The 22,854-nt window shown below is 62.6% G+C and carries 23 protein-coding genes; 18 read left to right on the top strand and 5 right to left on the bottom strand.

What is annotated here, in order from left to right:
• The first annotated feature begins 12 nt into the window (after positions 1-12).
• From KI243_RS17000 to pip, 5 genes are all read left to right on the top strand, one after another.
• Entirely contained in the window at positions 13-1,074 is a 1,062-nt protein-coding gene (locus tag KI243_RS17000; protein ID WP_212809429.1) for a glycoside hydrolase family 3 protein, read from the top strand.
• The gene (locus tag KI243_RS16995; protein WP_212809427.1) at positions 1,061-2,083 is read left to right on the top strand and encodes a glycoside hydrolase family 3 N-terminal domain-containing protein; all 1,023 of its coding nucleotides are present in this window, start codon (positions 1,061-1,063) and stop codon (positions 2,081-2,083) included. The genes KI243_RS17000 and KI243_RS16995 overlap by 14 nt, the downstream gene beginning before the upstream one ends.
• A gap of 109 nt (positions 2,084-2,192) precedes the next feature.
• Complete coding sequence (locus KI243_RS16990) at positions 2,193-3,074, top strand: sugar phosphate isomerase/epimerase family protein (RefSeq protein WP_212809425.1); 882 nt, start codon at positions 2,193-2,195, stop codon at positions 3,072-3,074.
• 63 nt (positions 3,075-3,137) lie between these two features.
• A complete protein-coding gene (locus KI243_RS16985) occupies positions 3,138-4,724 on the top strand; it encodes a GMC family oxidoreductase N-terminal domain-containing protein (RefSeq protein ID WP_212809423.1) in 1,587 nt (528 codons plus the stop codon).
• 143 nt (positions 4,725-4,867) lie between these two features.
• The gene (gene pip, locus KI243_RS16980) at positions 4,868-5,812 is read left to right on the top strand and encodes a prolyl aminopeptidase (protein WP_177082732.1); all 945 of its coding nucleotides are present in this window, start codon (positions 4,868-4,870) and stop codon (positions 5,810-5,812) included.
• A 29-nt stretch (positions 5,813-5,841) separates the two neighbouring features.
• Here pip and KI243_RS16975 read toward each other — a convergent pair whose 3' ends face one another.
• Positions 5,842-6,657: a helix-turn-helix transcriptional regulator gene (locus KI243_RS16975; RefSeq protein WP_212809421.1), complete on the bottom strand. Its 816-nt coding sequence runs from the start codon at positions 6,655-6,657 to the stop codon at positions 5,842-5,844.
• 78 nt (positions 6,658-6,735) lie between these two features.
• On the opposite strand from KI243_RS16975, the gene KI243_RS16970 reads away from it, so the two are divergent.
• Both KI243_RS16970 and KI243_RS16965 read left to right on the top strand, forming a co-directional pair.
• Positions 6,736-7,965: an MFS transporter gene (locus KI243_RS16970; RefSeq protein WP_244861723.1), complete on the top strand. Its 1,230-nt coding sequence runs from the start codon at positions 6,736-6,738 to the stop codon at positions 7,963-7,965.
• 192 nt (positions 7,966-8,157) lie between these two features.
• Positions 8,158-8,604: a GFA family protein gene (locus tag KI243_RS16965; protein WP_212809417.1), complete on the top strand. Its 447-nt coding sequence runs from the start codon at positions 8,158-8,160 to the stop codon at positions 8,602-8,604.
• A gap of 52 nt (positions 8,605-8,656) precedes the next feature.
• Here KI243_RS16965 and KI243_RS16960 read toward each other — a convergent pair whose 3' ends face one another.
• The gene (locus KI243_RS16960; protein ID WP_212809415.1) at positions 8,657-9,406 is read right to left on the bottom strand and encodes an SDR family oxidoreductase; all 750 of its coding nucleotides are present in this window, start codon (positions 9,404-9,406) and stop codon (positions 8,657-8,659) included.
• A gap of 94 nt (positions 9,407-9,500) precedes the next feature.
• Here KI243_RS16960 and KI243_RS16955 point away from each other — a divergent pair, with 94 nt between their 5' ends.
• The 9 genes from KI243_RS16955 to KI243_RS16915 all read left to right on the top strand — a co-directional run bounded on the left by KI243_RS16955 (position 9,501) and on the right by KI243_RS16915 (position 18,367).
• The gene (locus KI243_RS16955; protein WP_042936497.1) at positions 9,501-9,845 is read left to right on the top strand and encodes a helix-turn-helix domain-containing protein; all 345 of its coding nucleotides are present in this window, start codon (positions 9,501-9,503) and stop codon (positions 9,843-9,845) included.
• 243 nt (positions 9,846-10,088) lie between these two features.
• Entirely contained in the window at positions 10,089-10,985 is an 897-nt protein-coding gene (locus tag KI243_RS16950; RefSeq protein WP_212809413.1) for a nitrilase family protein, read from the top strand.
• A gap of 37 nt (positions 10,986-11,022) precedes the next feature.
• Entirely contained in the window at positions 11,023-12,186 is a 1,164-nt protein-coding gene (locus KI243_RS16945) for a substrate-binding protein (RefSeq protein ID WP_017128548.1), read from the top strand.
• Between the two features lie 58 nt (positions 12,187-12,244).
• Positions 12,245-13,078 carry a branched-chain amino acid ABC transporter permease gene (locus tag KI243_RS16940; protein WP_042936495.1) on the top strand — a complete coding sequence of 278 codons (834 nt, stop codon included), beginning with the start codon at positions 12,245-12,247 and terminating at the stop codon, positions 13,076-13,078.
• The gene (locus tag KI243_RS16935; RefSeq protein ID WP_212809411.1) at positions 13,071-14,882 is read left to right on the top strand and encodes a branched-chain amino acid ABC transporter ATP-binding protein/permease; all 1,812 of its coding nucleotides are present in this window, start codon (positions 13,071-13,073) and stop codon (positions 14,880-14,882) included. The genes KI243_RS16940 and KI243_RS16935 overlap by 8 nt, the downstream gene beginning before the upstream one ends.
• The gene (locus KI243_RS16930) at positions 14,879-15,586 is read left to right on the top strand and encodes an ABC transporter ATP-binding protein (protein ID WP_177107978.1); all 708 of its coding nucleotides are present in this window, start codon (positions 14,879-14,881) and stop codon (positions 15,584-15,586) included. The genes KI243_RS16935 and KI243_RS16930 overlap by 4 nt, the downstream gene beginning before the upstream one ends.
• A 5-nt stretch (positions 15,587-15,591) precedes the next feature.
• Complete coding sequence (locus tag KI243_RS16925; RefSeq protein WP_212809409.1) at positions 15,592-16,593, top strand: asparaginase; 1,002 nt, start codon at positions 15,592-15,594, stop codon at positions 16,591-16,593.
• 9 nt (positions 16,594-16,602) lie between these two features.
• Positions 16,603-17,754, top strand: a complete 1,152-nt coding sequence (locus tag KI243_RS16920; protein ID WP_280529430.1) for a transporter substrate-binding domain-containing protein — start codon at positions 16,603-16,605, stop codon at positions 17,752-17,754.
• A 4-nt stretch (positions 17,755-17,758) separates the two neighbouring features.
• On the top strand, positions 17,759-18,367 hold the full coding sequence (locus tag KI243_RS16915; protein ID WP_212809405.1) for an ANTAR domain-containing protein: 609 nt from the start codon (positions 17,759-17,761) through the stop codon (positions 18,365-18,367).
• Positions 18,368-18,437: 70 nt separating this feature from the next.
• Here KI243_RS16915 and KI243_RS16910 read toward each other — a convergent pair whose 3' ends face one another.
• Entirely contained in the window at positions 18,438-19,097 is a 660-nt protein-coding gene (locus KI243_RS16910; protein ID WP_177082713.1) for an O-methyltransferase, read from the bottom strand.
• Positions 19,098-19,178: 81 nt separating this feature from the next.
• On the opposite strand from KI243_RS16910, the gene KI243_RS16905 reads away from it, so the two are divergent.
• Positions 19,179-19,811: a TetR family transcriptional regulator gene (locus KI243_RS16905; RefSeq protein WP_177108234.1), complete on the top strand. Its 633-nt coding sequence runs from the start codon at positions 19,179-19,181 to the stop codon at positions 19,809-19,811.
• A gap of 5 nt (positions 19,812-19,816) precedes the next feature.
• Here the strand turns inward: KI243_RS16905 and KI243_RS16900 are convergent, their stop codons facing one another.
• On the bottom strand, positions 19,817-20,434 hold the full coding sequence (locus KI243_RS16900; RefSeq protein WP_017128539.1) for a LysE family translocator: 618 nt from the start codon (positions 20,432-20,434) through the stop codon (positions 19,817-19,819).
• Between the two features lie 256 nt (positions 20,435-20,690).
• On the opposite strand from KI243_RS16900, the gene KI243_RS16895 reads away from it, so the two are divergent.
• Positions 20,691-21,143 carry an Lrp/AsnC family transcriptional regulator gene (locus KI243_RS16895; protein ID WP_177063900.1) on the top strand — a complete coding sequence of 151 codons (453 nt, stop codon included), beginning with the start codon at positions 20,691-20,693 and terminating at the stop codon, positions 21,141-21,143.
• A 34-nt stretch (positions 21,144-21,177) separates the two neighbouring features.
• On the opposite strand, the gene KI243_RS16890 is transcribed toward KI243_RS16895, so the two are convergent.
• The gene (locus KI243_RS16890) at positions 21,178-22,716 is read right to left on the bottom strand and encodes an MFS transporter (RefSeq protein ID WP_212809403.1); all 1,539 of its coding nucleotides are present in this window, start codon (positions 22,714-22,716) and stop codon (positions 21,178-21,180) included.
• Positions 22,717-22,854 lie beyond the last annotated feature (138 nt).

The raw sequence follows: 22,854 nt of genomic DNA, 5'->3' as shown, positions 1-22,854 counted from the left end.
TGAGGAAAAACAATGTCAAGCGAACTGCATCGCGCCGCGTATTCGGTGCTGCTTCCCGCATTCGGGGATCTGCGACTGGACGACAATCTGCGCCGGTACCTGAGCCGGGGCGGTGTCTCCCTGTTGTTGGGTGAAACCCGGGAAGAATATGTCGGCCGCGACATGAGCGCGGAGCGCAAGGCCAGCGAGTCCCGTGCCGATTTTATCGATATCGTGCGGGAGGCCACGGCAATTGCCGGTGCGCCGCTACTGATCGCGGTGGACCAGGAACTGGGCGGCATCGAACGCCTGCACCAATTGGTGCCCGCCGTCGCTTCCCGGGCACAGCTGCGGAGCCTCGCTGCCGGGGAAATCGAGCAGCGCTGTTTCGAGATGGCCAGCGCGGCCCGCGACCTGGGCGTCAATCTGTTCCTGGCGCCCATCGTCGATGTGGTCACCGGGGCCAACCCGTGGTTGCTCAACCGACACCTGGGAGCCGATCCGGTTGAGGTCAGCCGGGTGTCCTGTGCCTTTATCCGTGGCGTGCAACGGGCAGGTGTCATTGCCACGGCCAAGCATTTTCCCGGACACCCTGTCACCGAGCAGGACCCGGCCATTGCCGAGGCCACGGTGCCGGGACCGCTGGAATTGCTCCATGACAACCTCGACGTCTTCAAGACGGTCATCGCCAGTGGCGTGAAAGCCGTTATGCCCGGGCCGGCAGTGATCCCGTCCATCGACCCCGATCACTCCGCCTCGACCTCGTCCAGGGTGATCGCGGTGCTGCGCGATACCCTCGGCTTCAAGGGCCTGATCATTTCCGACGACCTGGACGCGGTGTCCATCCTGCGGGGCAACGGCATCACCGAGACCGCCGTCGCGTCGCTGCTGGCCGGGGCGCATTTGCTGCTCGTCTCCAGTGAGTCGGGCCTGGAAGCCATCGCCGAGGCCATTGTTGCCGCCGTGCATGAGGGCACGCTGGAGCGCCAGGTGTTGCTGGACGCTGCCGCCAGGGTTCGCCAACTGGCCATCGCCACTCACGCTGCCGACACCCGCGATGCTGACAGCGACGGAGCGGGCCATGAACAGCAATGAACGCAAGGCCTACGGCGTCCTGTTTCCGGTAGTACTGGATCTGCGGATGACGGATGACGTGCGCCGCTTTCTCGGCGAGGGCGGGCGTAGCCTGTTGTTTGGCGAGACTGCCCAGGAGTATGTCAGCGGAAAAATGAGCGCGGACCGCCTGCAGTCGGAAACCCTGGATAAATGGCAGCGCTTCACCGGCACGGCCACCGAGCTGGCTGGGCCACTGCTGCTGGCCGCCGATGCCGATATCTCCGCTGTTCACCGCTTGCAGGGGATCACCCCGGCGTTGCCCGAGCCGGACGTGGCTCGGGCCATGGACAGCGCCGAGCTGGAGGAGGCTTGCTTTCAGGTCGCGACGGCGGTGCGCAATACCGGCGTGAACCTGCTGCTGTCACCGACCGCCGATGTGGTCGGCGGTACCAATGTCTGGCTGGCGGGCCGTACGTTATCCGACGATGTCCCGCAGGCCGCGGCGATGGTGGCGGCCTATGTCCGGGGTGTGCGCCGGGCCGGGCTGGCGAGCACGCTCAAGCACTTTCCCGGGCATCCGGTGTTGTTGCGGCAGCCGGCGACGGAAGAAGCGCTGGTCGGCGAGTCCATGGCGCAACTGCGTCGTTACTGGCCGGCCTTTCAGGCCGGGATCGACGCCGGGGCGGATGCGGTGATGATGGGGCCGGCGATATTTGCCGCCTGCACCCCGCCGGTGGCCGCATCGGTTTCACCCGAACTGATCGGTGTGTTGCGCCAGGAGTTGGGTTTCAAGGGGCTGGTCATGACCATCGACCTGGACCATCGCTCCACCCAGGGGCAGTTGTCCCTCGGCGAGGTGGCCGTGGCGGCGTTGAAGGCCGGGGCGGACCTGCTGCTGATTTCCGCCGGGGCGATGCCGCAGATGGCGCAGGTCGTGCGGACGATTGTCGCGGCCGTCGCCGACGGCTCCTTGTCGCAGGAGCGCCTGGATGCCGCGGCGCGGACAGTCTCCGGCTTGGCCAATCGCCTGCCGCTCGGCGCCAGATGATCCTGCCTGACGCAGCTTCTGCGTCAGGTTGCGGCGTATTTGGCGGGACTGCGAAATCTCCAGGTGGACCTCATCTCCCTACAATCAACGGCAATGGTAGGAGTGTCATATGACAACCCAGAACAACATCCTGACCCTGCATTCCACCGTCGCGAAACACTCGACCCTGGCCATGGATATCGACATCGCACAGACGGTGGGTTTCGACGCGCTGGAAATCAACAGCAGCAAACTGGAAGCGTATCTGCAGGCCGGTTATACCGAGTCGCAGCTTCAGGAAGTACTCAGGCACGTCCGGGTGCCCGGCATCGGTTACCTGCGCGATATCGAACGCCAGGGCGCCGAGCGCGATGAACTGATGAAGGAAGCTGAGCGGCTGTTTCAACTGGCCAACCTGGCGGGGGCCAAGGGCGTGCAGGTGCTTACCGGTCCCATCAATGTCCAGGCGGTGCTTGATTTCCAGCGGTTTGGCAAGAGCGCCCATTACTCGGGCCTGCTGGGATTCGATCAGGCCGAGCAGTACGCCTTGACCGCGAAAAACCTCGCCGCCCTGGCCGACCTGGCCGGGCAATACAATCTGCTGCTCTACCTGGAAGCCTTGTCCTGGACGCCTCTCAACAGCCTGGAGCATCAACTGCGGCTGATTGATCGCACCGGGCGCGGCAACGTCAGGATGGTGATCGACTACTGGCATTGCTTTACCTCGGGCGTCACCCCCAATGACGTCGCCAGGATGAACAAGGACGTGATCTACGGCGTGCATGTCTGCGATTCGTTGCCCTTCGAGGGCGGCATTCCCAATGAAGAAGTCCTCAGGGATGTTCCCACGGGCAGCGGGGTCCTGGATCTGGCCGAATGGACCTCGGCGGTCAAGGCCACCGGTTACGTCGGCTGGTGGAGCTGTGAGTTGTTCTGCAAGAAGCAGCAGCAACAGAACAGCTATGCCGTCGCCCGGGAGCTGAAGGCGCTGCTGACCCGCCTGGTGCTTTGATCGGACGGGTTGATCGGTCAGGTTTCAACATTCGGCTCAATACTAAAAAGATCTGAGGTCGTCATGGTGGATTTCATCGTAATCGGGGGCGGCTCCACGGGCTGCACGATCGCATCGCGTCTGAGCGAGGACGCGGCGGCATCCGTTGTCCTTTTCGAGGAGGGGCCTCGCGATCGCAGCCCCTATATCCATATTCCCGGGGCCTACTACAAGACCGCCCAGGGCCCGTTGCTCAAACGCTATGCCTGGGAGCCCACCGCGGACCAGCAGCGCAGCGAAACGCCGACCATGGTCCAGGCCAGCGTGCTGGGTGGAGGCAGTTCGGTCAACGCCATGATCTATATCCGCGGCGTGCCCGCCGACTATGATGGCTGGGCGGAGCAGGGCGCTGCCGGCTGGTCTTACAACGACGTGCTGCCTTACTTCAAGAAGGCCGAGGACAACGAGCGTTTCTGCAATGACGTGCATGGCGTCGGCGGGCCGCTGGGGGTGTCCGATCCGATCAATATCCACCCGCTGACCAAAGTCTGGCTGCGGGCCTGCCAGCAGTACGGGCTGCCCTACAACGAAGATTTCAACTCGGGCACGCCCGAGGGCTGCGGGTTGTACCAGATCACCGCCAAAAACGGTTTTCGCAGCAGCGCGGCGGTGGCCTACCTGGCACCGGCCAGGCGGCGGGGGAATCTCACGGTCAAGACCGGTTGCCGGGTGATCCGCATTCTGATGCAGGGCAACAAGGCCGTCGGCGTCGAGTACATCGAGAAGGGCGTGCGCCAGGTGATGCATGCCGACAAGGAGATCGTGCTGTCCTCCGGCGCGATCAACTCTCCGCGGTTGTTGATGTTGTCCGGTATCGGGCCCGCGGCGCAGTTGCAAGAGCATGGCATCCAGGTAATCCAGGATTTGCCTGGCGTGGGGCAGAACCTGCAGGACCATATCGAAGTGTCGCTGGTCTATGAACTGACCGGTCCCCACAGCTATGACAAGTACAAGAAGCCGTTCTGGAAAATGCTCGCGGGGTTGCAGTACGCGCTGTTCAGGCAGGGCCCGGCCGCCTCCAACCTGATCGAGGGCGGGGCCTTCTGGTGGGGCGACAAGGCCGCCAGCCATCCCGATATCCAGTACTTCATGGTGGTGGGCGCCGGCATCGAGGAGGGGGTGGAGTCCGTGCCCGGCGGCAATGGTTGCACCCTCAACCTGGGGCAGATCCGGCCACGGTCCAGAGGTCATGTCGGGCTGTATTCGGCCGATCCGATGTCGCCACCGCGCATCGTGCCCAACTATTTTTCCGACCCCTACGACATTGAAAGCCTGGTGGATGGCTGTCTCGTGGGCGACGAGATCATGGCCCAGGCGGCCTTCAAGCCCTATGTGGCCCGGCGTCATGTGCCGGACTCCGGCATCCGTTCGCGCGAAGCCATGAAGCAGTTCTGCCATCGGGAAGCCCACGCCGCGCTACACCCTTCGGGGACCTGCCGCATGGGCGTGGATGAGCTGGCTGTGGTCGGGCCCGACCTCAAGGTGCATGGCATCGACGGGCTGCGGGTAGCCGATGCGTCGATCATGCCGACGCTGATCTCGGGCAACCCCAACTCGGTGTGCATCATGATCGGCGAAAAAGCGGCGGACCTGATCAGAGGTGCCCGCTAGGTCATCCCGTTGCGCTGGTGGTGATAGCGGCCTGATATGGCTTTATCGACGGCCAATGGCTTGCGCGCAGTATGATGCATGCGCAGCCATGGCCGTCGACATATTGGTCAAGCCATGCTTTCCAGCCCATCGCGAGGTCGCCCATGCGTGATTTTTATCCCGAAATTACTCCCTACAAAAGCTATCACCTGCCCGTGGATGCCCTGCATCGGCTCTATGTCGAAGAAGTCGGTAACCCCGACGGACAGCCTGTCGTGTTTTTGCATGGCGGTCCGGGAGCAGGTGTGGCGCCGACGGCCCGGCGTTTTTTCGACCCCGAGCGCTACCGGGTCATCCTCTTCGATCAGCGCGGTGCAGGTCAGTCGTTGCCGCCCGCGGAGTTGACCGATAACACGACCTGGCACCTGGTCGCCGACATCGAGGCCCTGCGCACGCATCTGGGGATTGAGCGCTGGATTGTCTTTGGCGGTTCCTGGGGTTCGACCCTGGCGCTGACCTATGCGCAGACGCACCCCGAGCGAGTCGCCAGCCTGGTGTTGCGCGGCATTTTCCTGGCGCGGCAGGAGGAAGTGAACTGGTTGAATGAAATGGATTCCGGTGCTGCCTGGGTATTTCCCGAGCGCTGGGCGCGATACCGGGATTTCATCCCTGCGCAGGAGCGGGGCAATATGGTCGAGGCCTACTGGCGTCGGCTGGACAGCCCGGACGCGGCGGTGCGCCTGGAAGCTGCCCTGGCGTGGGGGAACTGGGAAGGCGGCATCATGACCCTGGTGCACGAGCCCGACGGCGCGGGGTTGTTCGAGACACCCGAGATAGCCATCAGCATCGCCCGGGCCGAGGCGCATTATTTCCGCAACCGGTTCTTTTTGGAGCCTGGTCAGTTACTCGCCAACGTCGACCGCATCAGGCACATCCCGGCGGTGATCGTGCATGGTCGATACGATCTCATATGCCCGGTGAAGAGTGCCTATGACCTGGCCTGCGCATGGCCGCAGGCGCAGTTGAGGATCGTACAGGCCGGACATACCGCGAATGATCCGGAGATAAGGTCCGCGCTGATCGAGGCGATGGACAGCCAGCCGGTCTGATTCAGGGGCGAGCAGCACCTGCCGTGCGCTCAGCCCCGATCCAGATAGTCCCGTGGCGACTCGCCCAGTATGCGCTTGAACATGGCCGAGAAAGCGCTCGGGCTGGCAAACCCCAGGCTGTCGGCGATGCGATTGATGGGCTCGCCGGCCTCGAGCATGATGAGGGCCTGGGCCAGGCGCACTTGCTGTACCCATTGGCGGTAGGTGATCCCGGTTTCCTTGATGAAGAGTCGGATCAGGGTTCGAGTGCTCGCCCCGACCACTTCGGACCATTGCTCGATGGTTTGGGGCATGGCCGGGGACTCGAGGATCTGCTGGCAGATCGAGACCAGGCGGCGGTCCTGCGGCCAGGGAATTTCCAGCGGGACGGTTCGCGAGTGTTCGAGCTTGTGCAGGATCAGCGCGACCAGGCTTGTGTTGTGCACATCGTCCGGATAAACCATGGGTTGCTCGGCCAGCGCCAGTATCAGCTCGCGCAACAGCGTATCGACCTCGATCACCTTGACCCGCGTACCCAATTGGTCGGCCTGGCTGCGTTCGATGTAGAGGGTGCGCATCCGCGTGTCGGTGAGCATGATCTGGTCATGCACGATACCCGCCGGAATCCATAACCCCCGCTGCGGTGGAATGGACCAGATGCCATTGCCGCTGGCGACCCGCATCAAACCTTCGCTCGCGTAGAGAAACTGCCCCCTCGGGTGGCTGTGCGGCGCGTTGTAGCTGCCCGCCTTCTGGTCTCGGGAGAAGGCGGTGATCAGCCGTGGCACGTCTTGGTAGTCGTTGTAGTCGTCGCTTTTGCCGTGTGCGTTGAGGGTGTCACTTTGGCGACGAATCTTGGCATTCATGAAAAACCGTCCAGTCCTGGGGCGAGCTTAGTATTTGCCACACAAATGCACTCAGCGAAAGAGCCCCGGGGGTATCACGTGTCAGTCCAAGTCAATCGAAAATCGAAGGCCGTTGCATCGGTAGCGGGCCTGGGCCTGTTCATCATGGCCCTGGCCCTGCGGCCAGGTATTGTCTCGGTCGGTCCGCTGGTTCACGCCATTCAGGTCGAGTTTGCCCTGCGTCATGCCCAGGCGGCGTTGCTCACCGCGATACCGGATGTGTGCATGGGGTTCTTCGCGATCTTTATCCCGCGCATCGGTCGTCGCTTCGGCAACGATCGCGTGATTCTTTTCTCCCTGGTACTGCTCGGATTGGCGCTGGTGCTGCGGGCACTGGCGGGCTCGTCGAGCAGTCTCCTGCTGTCGACCTTCCTGGTGGGCGTCGGGGTCGCTATCTCGGGACCGCTTATCGGTGGCTGGATCAAGAGCCACTTTGCGAGCCGGGCAGCATTGCTGATGGGCATCTATGCCGCCGGGCTGGGTGTCGGTGCCACGATGGCGGCCGTAGGCAGCGAGTACGTGGCGCTCGCCGAGGGTGGCTGGCGCCTGGCGGCGGGTGTCTGGGCGATCCTCTGTGTGTTCGCCATTGTCAGTTGGCAACGGCTGGCCTCGATCTTTCCCTCCCGGCCTCACGCTGAACGCGCTTCGACAGCCGTTGTCAGCCAGTCTCCGGCCCGTACTGGTCGGGCCTGGTTGATCGCGGTGTACTTCGGCTTGAGCCAGTTTGTGTGCTACGCCTGCTTTGCCTGGGTGGGTGAAAGCAGTCGGGAGCTGGCGATCAACAGCCTGGGCCCCGGTAGCAACCTGGGCCTGTTCACCGCCATTGTCGCGGCCAGCAGCCTCGTGTCGGGGATCATGACCCGCAACACGCCGGATCGTCGCGGGTGGCTGACCGGGGCCGCGGTCCTGTCCACGGTGGGGGCGGCGTTGCTCTGGCTGTCACCGCACGCACTGGGTGCGATACCGGTGATGGTCATCGCGTTGGGGCAGGGCACGTGTTTCTCCCTGGCCATGACGCTGCCGCTGGACAACACCACTTCCCAGGAAGAGGCCAGCCAGTGGACGGCCTTCATGCTGTTTGTCGGCTACCTCACGGCAGCGCTGGGGCCCTTTGCCTTTGGCTTCCTGCGTGACCGGACAGGCACCTTCGAAGCCTCCTATGGCGTGCTCGTGGCCGCGTCCCTGGCGCTGCTGCTCCTGACACCCATGCTCAAACCACGCGCACAGGAGGCGAACAGTCGTCAGGGCGCAGTGCTTCGCACGCAGTAGGGATCTGACGCGGCTTCGCAGAGCTGAGGGGTGGTTCCTTCGCCTGGGTTGGGAGAGGCTCATACATTCCTGACGAGCAGCAGGTCAGTTTTGTCCAATAGGCTTGTCTGAGTATCTGCGCCATGCTGTTTGCAGGTGCCGGGAGGAGGGACTCATCCGCAGGCGTTGGCAGCATCACGAATCGGAGACAGCATGACCCAGTCAATCACCACCACAGGCAGTTGCCGTTGCGGGGCAGTCGCTTTCGAACTGCGCGCCGAGCCGATCATTACCACTGCCTGTCATTGCACGGGCTGCCAGAAGATGACGGCCAGCGCGTTCTCCCTCACTGCGCTGGTGTTGGCGGAGCATTTTGTGCTCACCCGGGGCACCCCGGTGACCGGCGGTTTGCGAGGCGCGACACGACATCTGTTTTGCCCCGATTGCCTGACCTGGGTGTTCACCCGCCCCGACGGCAACGATGCGGTGATCGGTGTGCGCAGTACCTTGCTGGAAAACCCCGAGCGCTTCAGGCCATTCATGGAAACCTGGACGAGCGAAAAACTGTCGTGGGCCGCCACCGGGGCGGCTCACAGTTTCGAGCGATTTCCCGAGCCCCATGAGTACGCGGCGTTGGCCGAAAAATACAGTCAGCATTGAGCTGGCGGCAGGCTGCGCCACCCTCGCGTCTCCCCATACCGGCCCTGGATATCTAGACCTGCGCCGCACCGCCATCGACGAACAGCTCGCTACCGTTGACGTACGAGCTTTCGTCCGAGGCCAGGAACAGTGCCGCGTTCGCGGACTCTTCGGCTTCCGCCAGGCGCCCCAGGGGGGTGGTGGTTTCGACAAATCGGACCATTTCCCGATGCGCTTCGTCATTGTCTGCCAGTGCGTGCCAGCCGGGAGTCGAGGTAGCGCCGGGCACCAGCACGTTGACGCGGATCTTGCGTGGCGCCAGGTCCAGTATCCAACTACGGGCGAAGTTGCGGATGGCTGCCTTGGAGGCGCTGTAGACACTGAACGCAGGCGTGCCGGTGATTTGCGTGGTTGAGCCCGTGAGGATGACCGAAGCGCCATCCTTGAGTAGCGGCAGGGCCTTTTGCACGGTGAACAGGGTGCCTTTGACGTTGGTGGCGAAGGTGGCATCGAACTGTGCTTCGGTGATCTCACCCAGGGGGGCGAAACTACCACCGCCAGCATTGGCGAACAGGATATCGATCAACCCGGCTTCCTGTTTGACGATGTCGAAAAGGCGATCCAGGTCGGCAAGGCTCGATACGTCAGCCTGGATACCCCGGGCATTTGCGCCGACTTGCGCGACCGCCGCATCCAGTTCTTTCTGCCGACGGCCACACATGAATACCGTCGCGCCTTCTGCCGCAAAACGCTTGGCGCTGGCCAGGCCGATACCGCTGTTGGCGCCGGTGATGACCGCGACTTTTCCTGCGAGCTTGCTCATGTTTTTTCTCCCGGTGGGTAGGTTCGGGATGAGTGTGCATGGATACATTCTGATATGGTAGTACCTACCAAAAGGTGCGTAGGCAGAAAAATTCATGAGCACGACTGAACGTGATTGCGGGTTGGAAGTGGCCCTGGCTGTGATCGGTGGCAAGTGGAAGCCGATCGTGTTGTTCCACCTGAACGGTGGGCCTCGACGCTATGGCGAGTTGAAGCGACTGGTGACCGGGATCAGCGAAAAGGTGCTGATTCAACAACTGCGCGAACTGGCTCGCGACGGGATCATTGTGCGTCGTGACTATCAGGAGGTTCCGCCCAGAGTGGATTACGAGATGACGGCGTTTGGTCAATCCCTGGCGGCGGCGTTGGTGCCGTTGTGTGAGTGGGGCAGTGCCAATCGCGCAAGAGTCCGTGAATTACTCGATAGCGTTCTTCCCTGAAGGGTTCCGTCCGTGACACGCAGGTGCCGACGCTGTCGACGGGTACTTCGCGGGCTTGATGGCCGTCGATTGAAATGCGTTGACAGTATTCGATGGACCTGTGTAATTTGATTTCACAGGTCGCCTTTTCTTTTCAAGAGATCGCAGACCCTCAGCAATAGTGCTGAGTACATACCGGCTATAGAAGCCCCTGATTTGCGTTAACAGCGCATTCGGGGGCTTTTTTTTTTGGAAAAATTTTATATGTCGACCTTGCAACCCTCCGATTCACCCCAGGAATTTCCCGGCCTCAGCGTGGCCGCCGTGCAAATGGAGCCCCGCGTGGGCTGCAAGGCGCACAACCTGGAAGTGTCATTGCGCCTGATCGATGAGGCGGCGAGCGCCGGTGCGCGGGTCGTTGTCTTGCCTGAACTGGCCAGCAGCGGTTACGTCTTTTCCAGTCGCGAAGAAGCGTTCGACCTGGCGGAGCCGGTACCGGCAGGAGCCAGCACCCAGGCCTGGGCAGACATCGCCCGGCAACGCGATATCTACGTGATCGCCGGCCTTGTGGAACGCTTGGGCAACAAACTCTACAACTCCGCCGTGATGGTCGGGCCGCAAGGTTACGTCGGCACTTATCGCAAGCTCCATCTGTGGGGCGACGAACACCTGTACTTCGAGGCCGGGGATCTTGGCCTGCCGGTTTTCCATACGCCCTTTGGCCGCCTGGCGATGATCATCTGTTATGACGGCTGGTTCCCCGAAGTCTATCGACTGCTGGCCATGCAAGGCGCGGATATCGTCTGCATGCCCACCAACTGGGTGCCCATGGCGGGGCAGCGCGATGACGCCATGATCATGGCCAATACCCTGGCCATGGCCAATGCTCACGCCAACAGCCTGAACATTATCTGCGCCAACCGCGTGGGCACCGAACGGGGCCAGCGCTTTATCGGCAACAGTCTCATCGTCGGGGCCGACGGTTGGCCATTGACCGACCCGGGCAGTGCGGACCAGCAGCAAATACTCTACGCCGAGATCAATCTCAAGGCGTCCCGCCAATCCCGGCACCTGACCCTGTTCAACACGGTCCTGCGTGACCGACGCAGCGACATCTACGACCCCATGCTCGGCACGGGCTGGCAACTCCCTCGCTACTAACCCCTACCTACAATAAAAATCAACCGAGGATATTCAGATGAAATCCACTCAGTCGCTCATCCGCATCGCTGTTCTGGCCGCCACTGCGTTGCTGACAGCCCAGGGCCAGGCCGCAGAGCCTGTCAAGATAGGTGTGGCAGTCGGGCTGTCAGGCGCCAACAGCGTCGTGGCGCCTGCCGTCGTGCAGTCCTCGCAGCTCGCCGTTGAGCAGATCAATGCCAGCGGAGGAATACTCGGCCGTCCCGTGCAATTGGAGATTGTCGATGATGCGTCCGGTGCCATCGGGGCGCAGAAGGCTTTCGATACGCTGGTCCTGGAAAAGAAAGTCGACGCAATCATCGCGATGGAAAATAGCGCTGCGCGCAATGCCGCGTTGCCGATCGTTTCCCGCGGTCGCGTGCCATACATCTACACCTCGTTCTATGAGGGGCGTTCCTGCAACAAGTGGATGTATGTCAACGGCTGGGTGCCGGAGCAGCAGGTAGCGCCGGTGGTGGATTACTTCAGCCAGAAGCTCGGCGCGAAAAACTACTTCCTGGTGGGCAATGACTACGCCTTCGGCCGCGGCATGCTCAAGTTCACCAAGGCCTATATCGAGCAGCACGGTGGCAAGGTCATCGGCGAAGAATACCTGCCGATGGATGGCAGTGACTGGACCGCGGTCATTTCCAAGATCCGCTCGCTGCAACCTGATGCCCTGATCAGTGCCACGGCCGGTGGCGCGCCGAACGTGTCGCTGGCCAAACAGCTCAAGGCGGCTGCCTTGACGCTGCCCTACGGCAACCTGGCCATCGACGAAGGCACGGGCAAGACCATGGGCGACGTCGCGACGGGCATGTATATGTCGGCCTCGTACCTGACCAGTATCGACACGCCGGAAAACAAGAAATTCCTCGCGGACCTGGGGCAGAAATTCGCCGGCAACCTGTCGACGCCCAACGAGCTTTCCGAACCGCAATACGAAGCGTTTTTCCTCTACAAGGCCGCGGTTGAGAAAGCCGGTTCCACCGACTCCGCCGCGGTCGTCGAGGCGCTGAAGGAGGTATCGGTGGTCGGGCCCCGTGGCGTCGTGCGGATGAACGCCAGCCGTCATACCCCGCTGGCGATGCGCCTGGGCCAGATCCAGGCCGATGGCTCGATTCGCATCCTGGCAACCCAGGAGGGTGTCAGTCCGGGTGACCAATGTCCGGGCCTGAAATGATCAAGGGCCTGATCACCAGGCATTGCTTCGCGTTGCATTCTCCCCGGAGGGAGACGTCATGGTTCTGATGCTCGATATAACAACAACTATCGCCATGCTGTTCATTGTGACAGCCGGCCTGATGATGATTTTCGGCATCATGAAAATCGTCAATTTTGCCCACGGTGCGTTACTGACCATGGGCGGCTATGCGGCTTTTGTCGTCACTCAACTGGGCTGGAGCCCCTGGCTGGGTTGGCCGTTGGCCCTGGCGACCGGGATGCTGGTCGGCGCGGTCATCGAATACCTGATTGTCCGGCCACTGTACAAGCGGCCCCTGGACGCCATCCTGGCAACCTGGGGCCTGGGTATCGTCATCGGTCAATTGATCATCATCGGCTTCGGTCGGGATGTGAAATTCGCGGACGTGCCGCTGACAGGCACCTGGTCGTTCGGTGGCACGCAATACTCCTCGTATCGGTTGCTGCTGATTCCCCTGGCACTGGGTTTGTGCGCACTGCTGACGGCGCTGCTCAACGGCACGCGTTTCGGGGTCAAGACCCGGGCAGTGATCATGAACGAGGAACTGGCCAGTGGCCTGGGCATTCACGCCGGGCGCATACGTTTCATCACGTTCAGCCTGGGGGCGGGCCTGGGTACCCTGGCCGGTGCCCTGATCAGTCCGCTGTCGAGCATCGATCCGGGCATGGGCATCACCTGGCTGGTGTCCGCCTTCATGCTGGTCATGGTCTCCGGGCATTCGATGCTCAGCCTGATTGCTACCTGTGCGGTCTTCGGGGCGTGCCAGGTCATCGTCAGCACCTACGCCAGCCCGGTACTCGGCGGGCTGACGATTGCCGTACTGGCGGCCTTGACCTTGCGTATTCGTCCAAAGGGGTTCGCACATGACTAACACCACGTTGCAGGCGGCGAATCGCCCATCCACGCGATCCGTTCGCCAGGGGGCATGGGGACGCTCAGGTGCATTGGCCCTGGTCGGTCTCGTATTGCTGGCCGTGGGTCCCTGGATTTTCGACAGCTACGTCCTCAACCTGCTGATCAAGGCCTTTCTGTTTGCGATCGTGGTCATCACGGTGGATGTGCTGTGGGGCTATACCGGCTACCTGACCTTCGGCCAGTCGGCATTCTTCGGCATCGGGGCCTATGCCGCGGGGCTGGTGTTCACGCACTTCGGTTTTTCGCCCGGCACCATTGCCATCGCCATCGGGCTGGCGATTGTCGTCCCCATGGCGGTGGCCGGCCTGGTCGGCTGGTTGTCGTTCTACCGGGGGGCATCGCCGTTCTTTGCCACGGTGATTTCCCTGGTGTTGCCCATCGTCATGACGCAGTTGCTGCTTTCCGGCGGCGAGTGGACCGGTTCCAGTTCGGGGCTGACCGGCTATGACACCTTCGATCTGTCGCTGCCGGCCTGGTACTGGATCGCCGGTGGCGGTGCCGCGCTGACCGGTATCGTCGCCTGGCTCTTCGTGCGCAGTGACGCGGGGCGGGTGCTGGCGTCGATACGTGACAACGAATCCAGGTGTGCGTACCTGGGCATCAATGTCCCGTCCATCAAGATCGTTCTGCTGATCGTGACGGCTGCGATCAGCGGGATCGCCGGCTTTGGCTACGGCGCCTTCAGCGGCGTGGTGGCCCCCGAGTTATCCGGTTTCGTCCTGGGCACCGAGCTGATCATCTGGGTCGCGCTGGGCGGGCGCGGGACATTGTGGGGACCCATGGCGGGGGCGATCCTGATCAACGTCGCCACGGCCTACCTGGGCAGTCGGATGCCGTTCCTGTGGCAGTTGATCCTCGGCCTGTCCTTTGTGCTGGTGATCGTCCTGCTCCCGCAGGGCATCGTCCCGGTATTGCTCAAGCCCTTCGGCTTCGGCGCTCGTGCGCGGCAGGCCCCCACGCTGGTCGAGCGCGCCACCCGAGAGGCGCCCGGGTCGGGCGGTGCTCCCGCCCTGGTCATGGACGAAGTCACCAAGAGCTATGGTTCGCTCAAGGTATTGCAAGGCATCAATCTCACGGCGCAGGCCGGTGACCTGGTCGGCCTGATCGGACCCAATGGTGCCGGCAAGACCACCCTGATGCGTTGCATGAGCGACGGCGCCGATCGTACTTCGGGGACGGTGCATCTGTGTGGCAACGATATCCGCCGGCTTCCGGCCGAGGCCTGCGTCCGTTTCGGCCTCGGGCGCAAGTTCCAGAATGCCAATATCTTCGAGTCGCTGACCGTGGCCGAGTGCCTGCGCATGGCGAGCCTCCTTCACGGGCGCCCCTTGTTGTTCCGTCGGGCCGATACCCTGGCCTTGCCGTCCTATGCCCTCGATGTCCTGCGGGTCACCGGGCTGGATACCCTGCTCGACGTGGTCGCGCGCGATTTGTCCCACGGCGAGCAGCAGGCGCTGGAGCTGGCCATGGTGCTGGCCCTTGAGCCGCGCATCGTGCTTCTCGACGAGCCGACCGCGGGACTGACGAAGACCGAGCGCACGCAAATCGGTGTCGTGCTGTCCTTGCTCGCCAACCGCTACAAGTTGTGTTGCCTGCTGGTTGAACACGACCTGGATTTCGTCGAACAGATCGCTACCCGGATCGTGGTCTTGCACCAGGGGAGGATGGTCATGCAGGGGACTTTCGAGGAAGTCGTCAACTCCGAGCTGGTCAAGACGATCTATGCCGGATCCGCAATCGTCCCACGGGAGGTCGTATGAACGGTGCTACGTTGGAACTCGATGCGGTCACCAGTGGCTACAGGGCTTCGGTGGTCATCCGCGATTTGTCGTTCAAGGTCCGCGCCGGCGAAGCTGTGGCCTTGCTCGGCAAGAACGGCATGGGCAAGACGACATTGCTCAAGACCATCATGGGCTACCTGCCGAAGCAGCAGGGCACCGTGCGGATCAATGATGGCGACATCACCGGGTTGTCGCCGCATCATGTCGCCCGGGTCGGCGTGGCCTATGCCGCCCAGGAAAAGGCCCTGTTCACCGAACTGAGCATCCGCGACAACCTGCGCATGGGGCTCGACAAGGATTCGTTGTTCGATGAGCGCTTCGCGGCGATCGAGCCGGTGTTCCCGGTGTTCAAGGACCGCTTGAAGCAGTACGCCGGCACACTGTCGGGCGGCGAGCAGAAAATGCTCCTGGTGGCGCGGGCCCTGATGATGCGTCCCGCGATTATTTTGCTGGACGAAATCACCGAGGGCCTGCAGCCTTCGGTGATTGAGCGGATTGCCGTGGCCCTGGTGCACGAGCGAGAGGCTCATGGCACGACCCTGCTGCTGATCGAGCAGAATGTGCCGTTCGCCTTGAAGGTCGCGGATCGCTACCTTGTACTCAAGCAAGGTGAAATCGAGGAGGAGGGCGATGCCAATGCGCCGGGTGCCACCGAAGCCATTTTCAACCATCTGAGGGTGTGACGCTCATGGTCCTGTCAAGTTCTGGCGAGCTGCCGGCGTGCCTGTTCATCGCCACGGGCGGCACCATCGCCATGCAAGTCGACCCTTCGACGTCGGCGCCCATTCCGGCGTTGTCAGGCAGCGACTTGCTCAAGGCGGTGCCTGAGCTGGCGACGATGGCGCGACTGGAAGTCAACAACCTGTCCAATGTGCCGTCAGTCGAAATGGGGCCGCTGCGTTGGCGGCGGCTGCATCGGGAGATCGAGGCCGCGCTGGCGCGCGAGGCGATCGTCGGGGTACTGGTATCCCATGGCACCGATACCCTGGAAGAGACCGCCTGGTTTCTCGACCTGACCTTGACGTCCGACAAGCCGGTGGTGCTTATCGGTGCCCAGCGCAATGCCTCCGAGGCCGACTTCGACGGACCGCGCAACCTGAAGAGCGGCACACGGGTATGCATTGCGCCTGAATCAACGGGCAAGGGCGTGATGGTCGTCCTCAACGATCAGATCAATGCCGCCCGGGAGGTCAGCAAGACCCACACCTCGGACGTCGAGTCATTCAATTCCGGCGACGCCGGCCTGCTCGGAAGGGTGGACGGCGATCGTGTCACCTTTTATCGCACCTCCTGCCGCCGGCAGTCTCTGCCGCTGGGGGATGCCGAGCTGCCGCGGGTCGATATCGTGCCGATGTACGCCGGCGCGGACGGGGCGCTGCTCGGCGCCGCCGTGCAGGCGGGTGCCCGGGGCCTGGTCATCCAGGCCCTGGGGGCGGGCAATGTGAATGCCGCGATGTATGCCGCCATTCTCGAAGCCATCGCAGCGGGCATCGCGGTTATCATCGCCAGCCGTGTGCCGCGCGGGCGGGTAAGGCCCATATATGGCTTTACAGGGGGCGGTGTGACGCTGAAAGAGGCCGGTGTGATCTTCGCCAATGACCTCAGCCCGCAGAAAGCCAGGATCCTGTTGATGCTGGCTATGCAGGTCCCCCGGTCTTCGACCGAACTACAAGCCATTTTTGATCGATAGGTGAGCGCCATGCCCAGCACCAGGACAGCAGTCACCAGGGATCAGGGATGGCCGGTTGGCATCTTGTACTCGCGCTCGGGGGCTACCGCGGTCACCGAATCCGAGCATTTTTTCGGCACCGCGCTGGCCATCGAGGAAATCAATGCGCTCGGTGGCGTGCTGAATCTGCCGTTGATCCCCACCGCGTATGACCCCAAGGGATCACCGGAGGAGTACCGGCGCCTGACGGGCAAACTGCTCATCGAAGACGAGATCAACGTCATTTTCGGCTGCTCCCGTTCCTCCAGCCGCAAGGCCGTGTTGCCGCTGGTCGAGCGCCATAATGCATTGCTCTGGTATTGCTCCTTCTATGAAGGCTTCGAATACTCGCCGAACATCATCTACACCGGCGCCGTGCCCAATCAGAACAGCATCCAGCTCGCCGCCTACCTGTTGCAGAACAAGGGCACCCGGTTCTTTCTGGTGGGCGCAGACTATATCTATCCGCGCGAATCCAATCGCATCATGAGGGACGTGGTTGAACAATACGGCGGTGAAATCGTCGATGAGGTCTACCTGCCCATCGACGCGGGGCTGGAGCAGCTCAAGGACGTCCTCAACGAAATCCGCGACGCGCAGCCGGATGTGGTGTTCTCGACCCTGGTCGGGCAGTCGGCCCGTTCTTTCTACCAGCACTATGGCGAGCATGGACTGGATCCGAAGAAGATCCCCATCGCCAGCCTGTCCATGGCCGAGGAAGAAATCCGCCTGATCGGCCCGCCGTTGTGCGAGGGCCACATCACGGCGGCGACCTATTTCGGTTCGTTGCCCAACGACAGTAATCAACGCTTCATCGAACTGTGGCGCCAGCGCTTCGGCGACCGCCCGACCAGCACCTGGTCGGAAATGGCGTATTCTCAGGTCCACTTGTTTGCACGGGCCCTGGAGCGCGCCGGCAGCCTGGACCGGCGCAAACTGGTCGATGCCGTGCACAAGGTCAAGTTCGCCTCCCCGGAAGGACCGATCACCATTGATGCTGAAAACAACCATTGCGCCCTGACTCCCCGGATCGGTATCTGTCGCAGTGACGGACAGTTCGACGTCGTATGGGAAGGTTCAGGCCCGGTGAAACCCGATCCTTACCTCTCCACTTTCGGCTTCTCCGAGTTTTGGTTGAGGTAACGCCATGAGTTCCAGTCTTCGCCGTCTCTATGAAGATCTGCGCAGTATCTGCGTTGCCCTCGTCTATCCGCCCGGGGACGACCGCGATATTGTCATGCAGCAGTTGAAACGCATTGGTTGCCGGGTCAAGGTCGTATGGCCATTTCCCTCGGAGCCGCCCGCGGACGTCGATGTCATTCTCTTTCAGATCATGCAGGAGCTGGAAGGCAACCGGATCTGGTCGGGCGCCTCGGTCAATGCGGCGCTGATCGCCCTCAGCGACTACGAAAGCCCGACCATCCTCAAGTTGCTCCTCGATACCCGTGCTCACGGGGTGATTTCGAAACCCTTTCGTTCATCCGGGATTCTCAGCACGCTGGTGCTGGCGAGGGCTTCGTACAGCTACCAGGAAAAGTTGCAGGGCAAGATCGACAAGCTTGAACTGACGATCAAGTCGCGTCGGCAGATTGAAAAGGCCATTCGGGTGCTGGTCGAACGCCAGAATCTGACCGAGACACAGGCCTACGAACATATGCGCTCACGGGCCACCAGCCTGCATGTCACGGTCGCCGAGGTCTCCGGGATGATCATCGAGGCCCATGAGGCCATGGAGCGGCTGGGATTGAAGCCTTGACCAGGGGACGTTGCGGCACCGCCGGCAACAGCCGGCGGTCAGGGCAATACGGATAGATGCTGCCAGTCGTTCAACCCAGGCGCATGGACAGCTCGACATCCTCGGCGAACGGCACGGACAGATACCCCGCCCCAGGCGCACGCACCCGCTCCAGGTACTCGGGGCTGTAGTCGGCGTTATCGGCAATGATCAACGCCCCGGGTTTCAGGCGGCTCTCCAGCAGGTTCAGGATGTCCGGATACAGCGCCTTGGCGCCATCGAGCAGGACCAGGTCGATGCTGTCGGGAAGGTCCCTGGCCAGGGTCTGCAGGGCGTCCCCCACGCGAATCTCCACCAGGTCGAGCAACTCGCCGGCCTCCAGGTTCGCGCGCGCTCGCTCCACCTTGGACGGTTCGAACTCGCTGGTGATCAGCCGACCACCGCCGTTGTCGCGCAGTGCCGCGGCCAGGTGCAGGGTGGAGATACCGAACGAGGTGCCGAATTCGACGATGTTCCGGGCATTGCAACCGCGGGCCAGCATGTAGAGCAGGGTGCCGGTCTCCCGGGAAACGGCCAGCGGGAATTCCTTCAGTTGCGTATAGAGGTCCAGGTATTCGGTCTTGCTGCGCATCAGGCGCGTGCGCTCTTCATTCGAGATATCCGAGAAGACGCTGCTGGTCATCGGCGACTGCGTCTGGGCGAACAGGCGATCCAGCAGGGGCGCGAGAGGCGCGCGGGTCAGGGTGGTCATGGGGGTTTCCTTGGCAAGTCGGTGAGGGGTTATAATGCGAACAAACCTTCATGTTTTCTATTCGCATTGCGAGCCTTGCCCATGACCGAGCGCCCAACCCCGCAGATTGCCTCACGTAAACAGCCACGGCAGGTTCGTTCCAATGACCTGGTCACGGCCATTCTGGAGGCGGCTGTTCAGGTTTTGGCGAAGGAGGGCATGCGCCGTTTTACCACTACGCGGGTGGCCGAGCGGGCCGGCGTCAGTGTCGGTTCGGTGTACCAGTATTTTCCGAACAAGGCGGCGATCCTCTTTCGCCTGCAGAGCGATGAATGGCGCCAGACCAGCGATATGCTGGGCAGCATTCTTGAAGATTCGCGGCACCCGCCATTGGCGAGGCTGCGCAGGCTGGTCCATGTGTTCATCCAGTCCGAGTGCGACGAGGCCGAGGTCCGTGTCGCCCTCAATGATGCGGCGCCGCTGTATCGCGATGCACCCGAGGCCCGGGAGGTCAGGGCCCGCGGGCGCGGTATTTTCCAGGTTTTCATGCACGAGGTGCTGCCCGGTGCCTCGCCGACGACACGGGCGTTGGCTTGCGACCTGATCACCACGACCCTCAGCTCGGTGGGCAAGTCCTTTTCGGAAACCCCGCGCACCGGCGCTGAAATCGAGGCTTATGCCGAGGCCATGGCGGATATGTTTTGTGCCTATCTCGATCGACTCGAGGGTGCCTGAAGCCCTCAGCGCGACAGTTGCTCCATCAACAGGATCACGGCGATCAGGACCATGATCGCCCCCGACAGGCGGCTGACCCTCCTGGCGGCGACGGGACGTGCCTGCAGCACCACGCGGGAGCCGAATCCCACCAGCAGATAGATCACCGCGCAACTGAAGGTGTGCAGCAGCCCCAGCGCCATGATCTGCAGCGGCACCGGCCAGGCGGCGCTCGGATCGGTGAATTGCGGCAGCAAGGCCAGGAACAGCAGGAAGACCTTGGGATTGAGGCCGCTGACGCAGGCGCCCTTGACGGTCCAGCGCGCCCAGGAGCCCGACACCTGGCCCTCTGCGGCACTGGGCACGGAAGGATGCAGGAGCATGTTGATGCCCAGCCAGAGCAGATAACCGGCTCCGGCGACGGTCAGCACGGACAGGGCGACAGGATGGTTGGCCACCAGCCCTCCGACACCGGCGGCCACGATCAGCGTCGCCAGCAGATGCCCGATCAACAGACCGGCCACGGCGGGCATCACCACACGACCGAACAACCCCGCCGATATCGCATAGGCCCAATCCGCCCCCGGGGTGACCACGAACAGAAACGACACCGCCCAGAAGGCGGCCAGAACACTGGGAGTCATGTTCGCCTACCTGTGAGAATTGCGTGGGGTGGATTGCCGATGACAGTCGGGCAGTGTTTTCAAGCCATTGTTGCAGGCACTTTCAGGGGGGATTCGCATGGTTCTTTCTCGTGGATGGCGGGAAGGCAGCTCGTCTGATTCAACCCGCGCGGGTGGCCGGGAAGCTCTGAAACCCACGAAAAGAATAATTAAAGTCGGTTAGAATATTTTCTCTATTATTCCAATGTGCCTGACGGTTTTGGGGAGATTTTTCCGAGTGGACAGGATTGACCAGAAGATTCTTGCCGAGCTGCAAATGGACGGGCGCCTGTCGGTGACCGAGTTGGCCGATCGGGTTGGCCTGAGCCTGTCGCCGTGTCATCGGCGGGTGCGGGCCCTGGAGGAGTCGGGGGTGATCCTGGGGTATCGCGCGCAGCTGGATCCACGCGCGCTGGGCCTGAATTTCTCGGCGATGGTCTTCGTGACCCTGCGTGAAGGCGACCACCGGGCAGTGGAGGCCTTCGAACAGGCGTTGACCCAGATACCGCAGATCGTCGAAGCGCAACGGCTGTTTGGCGAGCCGGACTTTCTGCTCCATGTCATCACCCGGGACCTGCCGGCATTCCAGGTGCTTTATGACGAGCGCCTGTCGAGGCTTCCGAATGTCCAGCGCCTGACATCGACCCTGGTGATGAAGAACGTGATTCAGGATCGCTCGTTGCCTTTGTAACCGGCCACTCGCATTGTGGCCGGATTCGTTCTTCTCAGGCTGCCTGGTCCAAAGTCCTCTCACACACCTCATCATCGCTATCGTCCTCGACCGAGCCGCGATCGAGGAACAGGAATACCACGGCGGCCGTCAGTACGGTGATGGCGGTCAATACCAGCAGCAGGGTACTGAAAGCGGCACTGTAGCCCTGGGCCAATGCGGTGCGTCCGGCGGCGGGCAGCAGGTGTTCGGCGCCGCTCAGGTCGCCGGTCGCCAGGTGTTGCGCGGCGGCGACGATATTCGGCAGGGCGTCGGCAGGCAGCGCGGCCAGGTTGCCGGCCGTGAAGGCCGAGAGCAATGCGGTCACCACGGCAATCGCCACGCCTTCACCGGCCACGCGTGTGGTGCTGAAAATGCCGGTGGCCATGCCTGCGCGTTCCTTGGGCACCACACTGACCGCCATGCCATCCATCAAGCCCCAGGGCAGGCTGATGCCGACACCGATCACCAGCATCGGCCAGGCCAACTGCCAGGCGCCGCTGCCCACCGGGACGTGACTCAGCCAATACAGTCCCGCCGCACAGACCAGCAAGCCGCTGCCGCACAAGGTGGAGGGCGACAGCCAGCGGGTCAGGTAACCGGCGACAATCGGCAACACCAGCAGTGGCGCCGACAGGGCGATCAGCAACCAGCCGGCGGCGATTTCGCTCATGCCTTCGATGCCGACGAAGCGGATCGGCAGCAGGATCAGCAGCACCACAAAGGAGTAGGCCGGGGCCGCCGCCAGCAGTTGCACGCCGACAAAACGCGGGAAACGGAACAGCGACAGGTCGAGCATCGGTTGCGCGACACGCTGCTCGATCAGCACAAAGGCGACAAAGGACAGCAACGCGACGACGAACAGGCCCAGTGACAGCGGGTCGGTCCAGCCGCTTTCCGGCACCTTGAGGATGGCGAAGGTGAAGATGCCCAGCGCCCAGGTGAAGGTTATCGCCCCCGGCCAATCGATCCCGGCGGCCTCTGGATTGCGTGACTCTTGCATGCAGCGCGCGGCCAGGACCAGCGAGATGGCTGCCAGCACAGTGATCAGCAGGAAGATCAGGTGCCAGTCGAAGGCCTCGATGATCGCCCCGGCCAGCACAGGGCCGAAGGCCAGGCCGATACCGAAGCTGGCACCGACGAAACTGAAGGCCCGGATGCGTCCCGGCCCGTCGAACACCTGCGCCAGCGCCGACATGCCGCCGGAGAAAGCGGCCGCCGCGGCCAGGCCCTGGGCTGCCCGCAGTATGTCGAACACCACCAGGTCGGGGGCGAAGGGCAGTGCCGCCGCGAGCACGGCAAAGGCGCTGGCGCCGCCGATAAAGACCTTCTTGCGGCCATAGCTGTCGGCCAGGGCGCCGGCGAGCATCAGGCAACTGCCGAAGGTCAGCATGAAGGCGTTGGTGACCCAGCTCAGTTCCATGGGCGAGCCGCCGAAGGCCCGGCCTATGGCCGGCAGGGCCACGGCGGCAGCGGTGAAGTTGAAGGGCATGGTGATGGCCGTGATGCACACGGCCAGCAAGATCAGGCGTTGTTGCAGAAGCGGAGTGGACATCGGTCGAGATCCTTGCGTCGGGCGAGTACCGCACCCGGGAAGTGAGCGTGACAGCGCCGACGATCCGGTGGTTTACCGGGGCCGGCAGAACATGCAAGGATCTTAAAGAGCGAGTAATCGAGTTAAAAACGGTAAATA

It is taken from the genome of Pseudomonas sp. Ost2 (assembly GCF_018326065.1).
Taxonomy (GTDB): domain Bacteria; phylum Pseudomonadota; class Gammaproteobacteria; order Pseudomonadales; family Pseudomonadaceae; genus Aquipseudomonas; species Aquipseudomonas gingeri.
The sequence above is the reverse complement of the archived record's forward strand: the minus strand, read 5'-3'. Positions and strand labels throughout refer to the sequence as shown.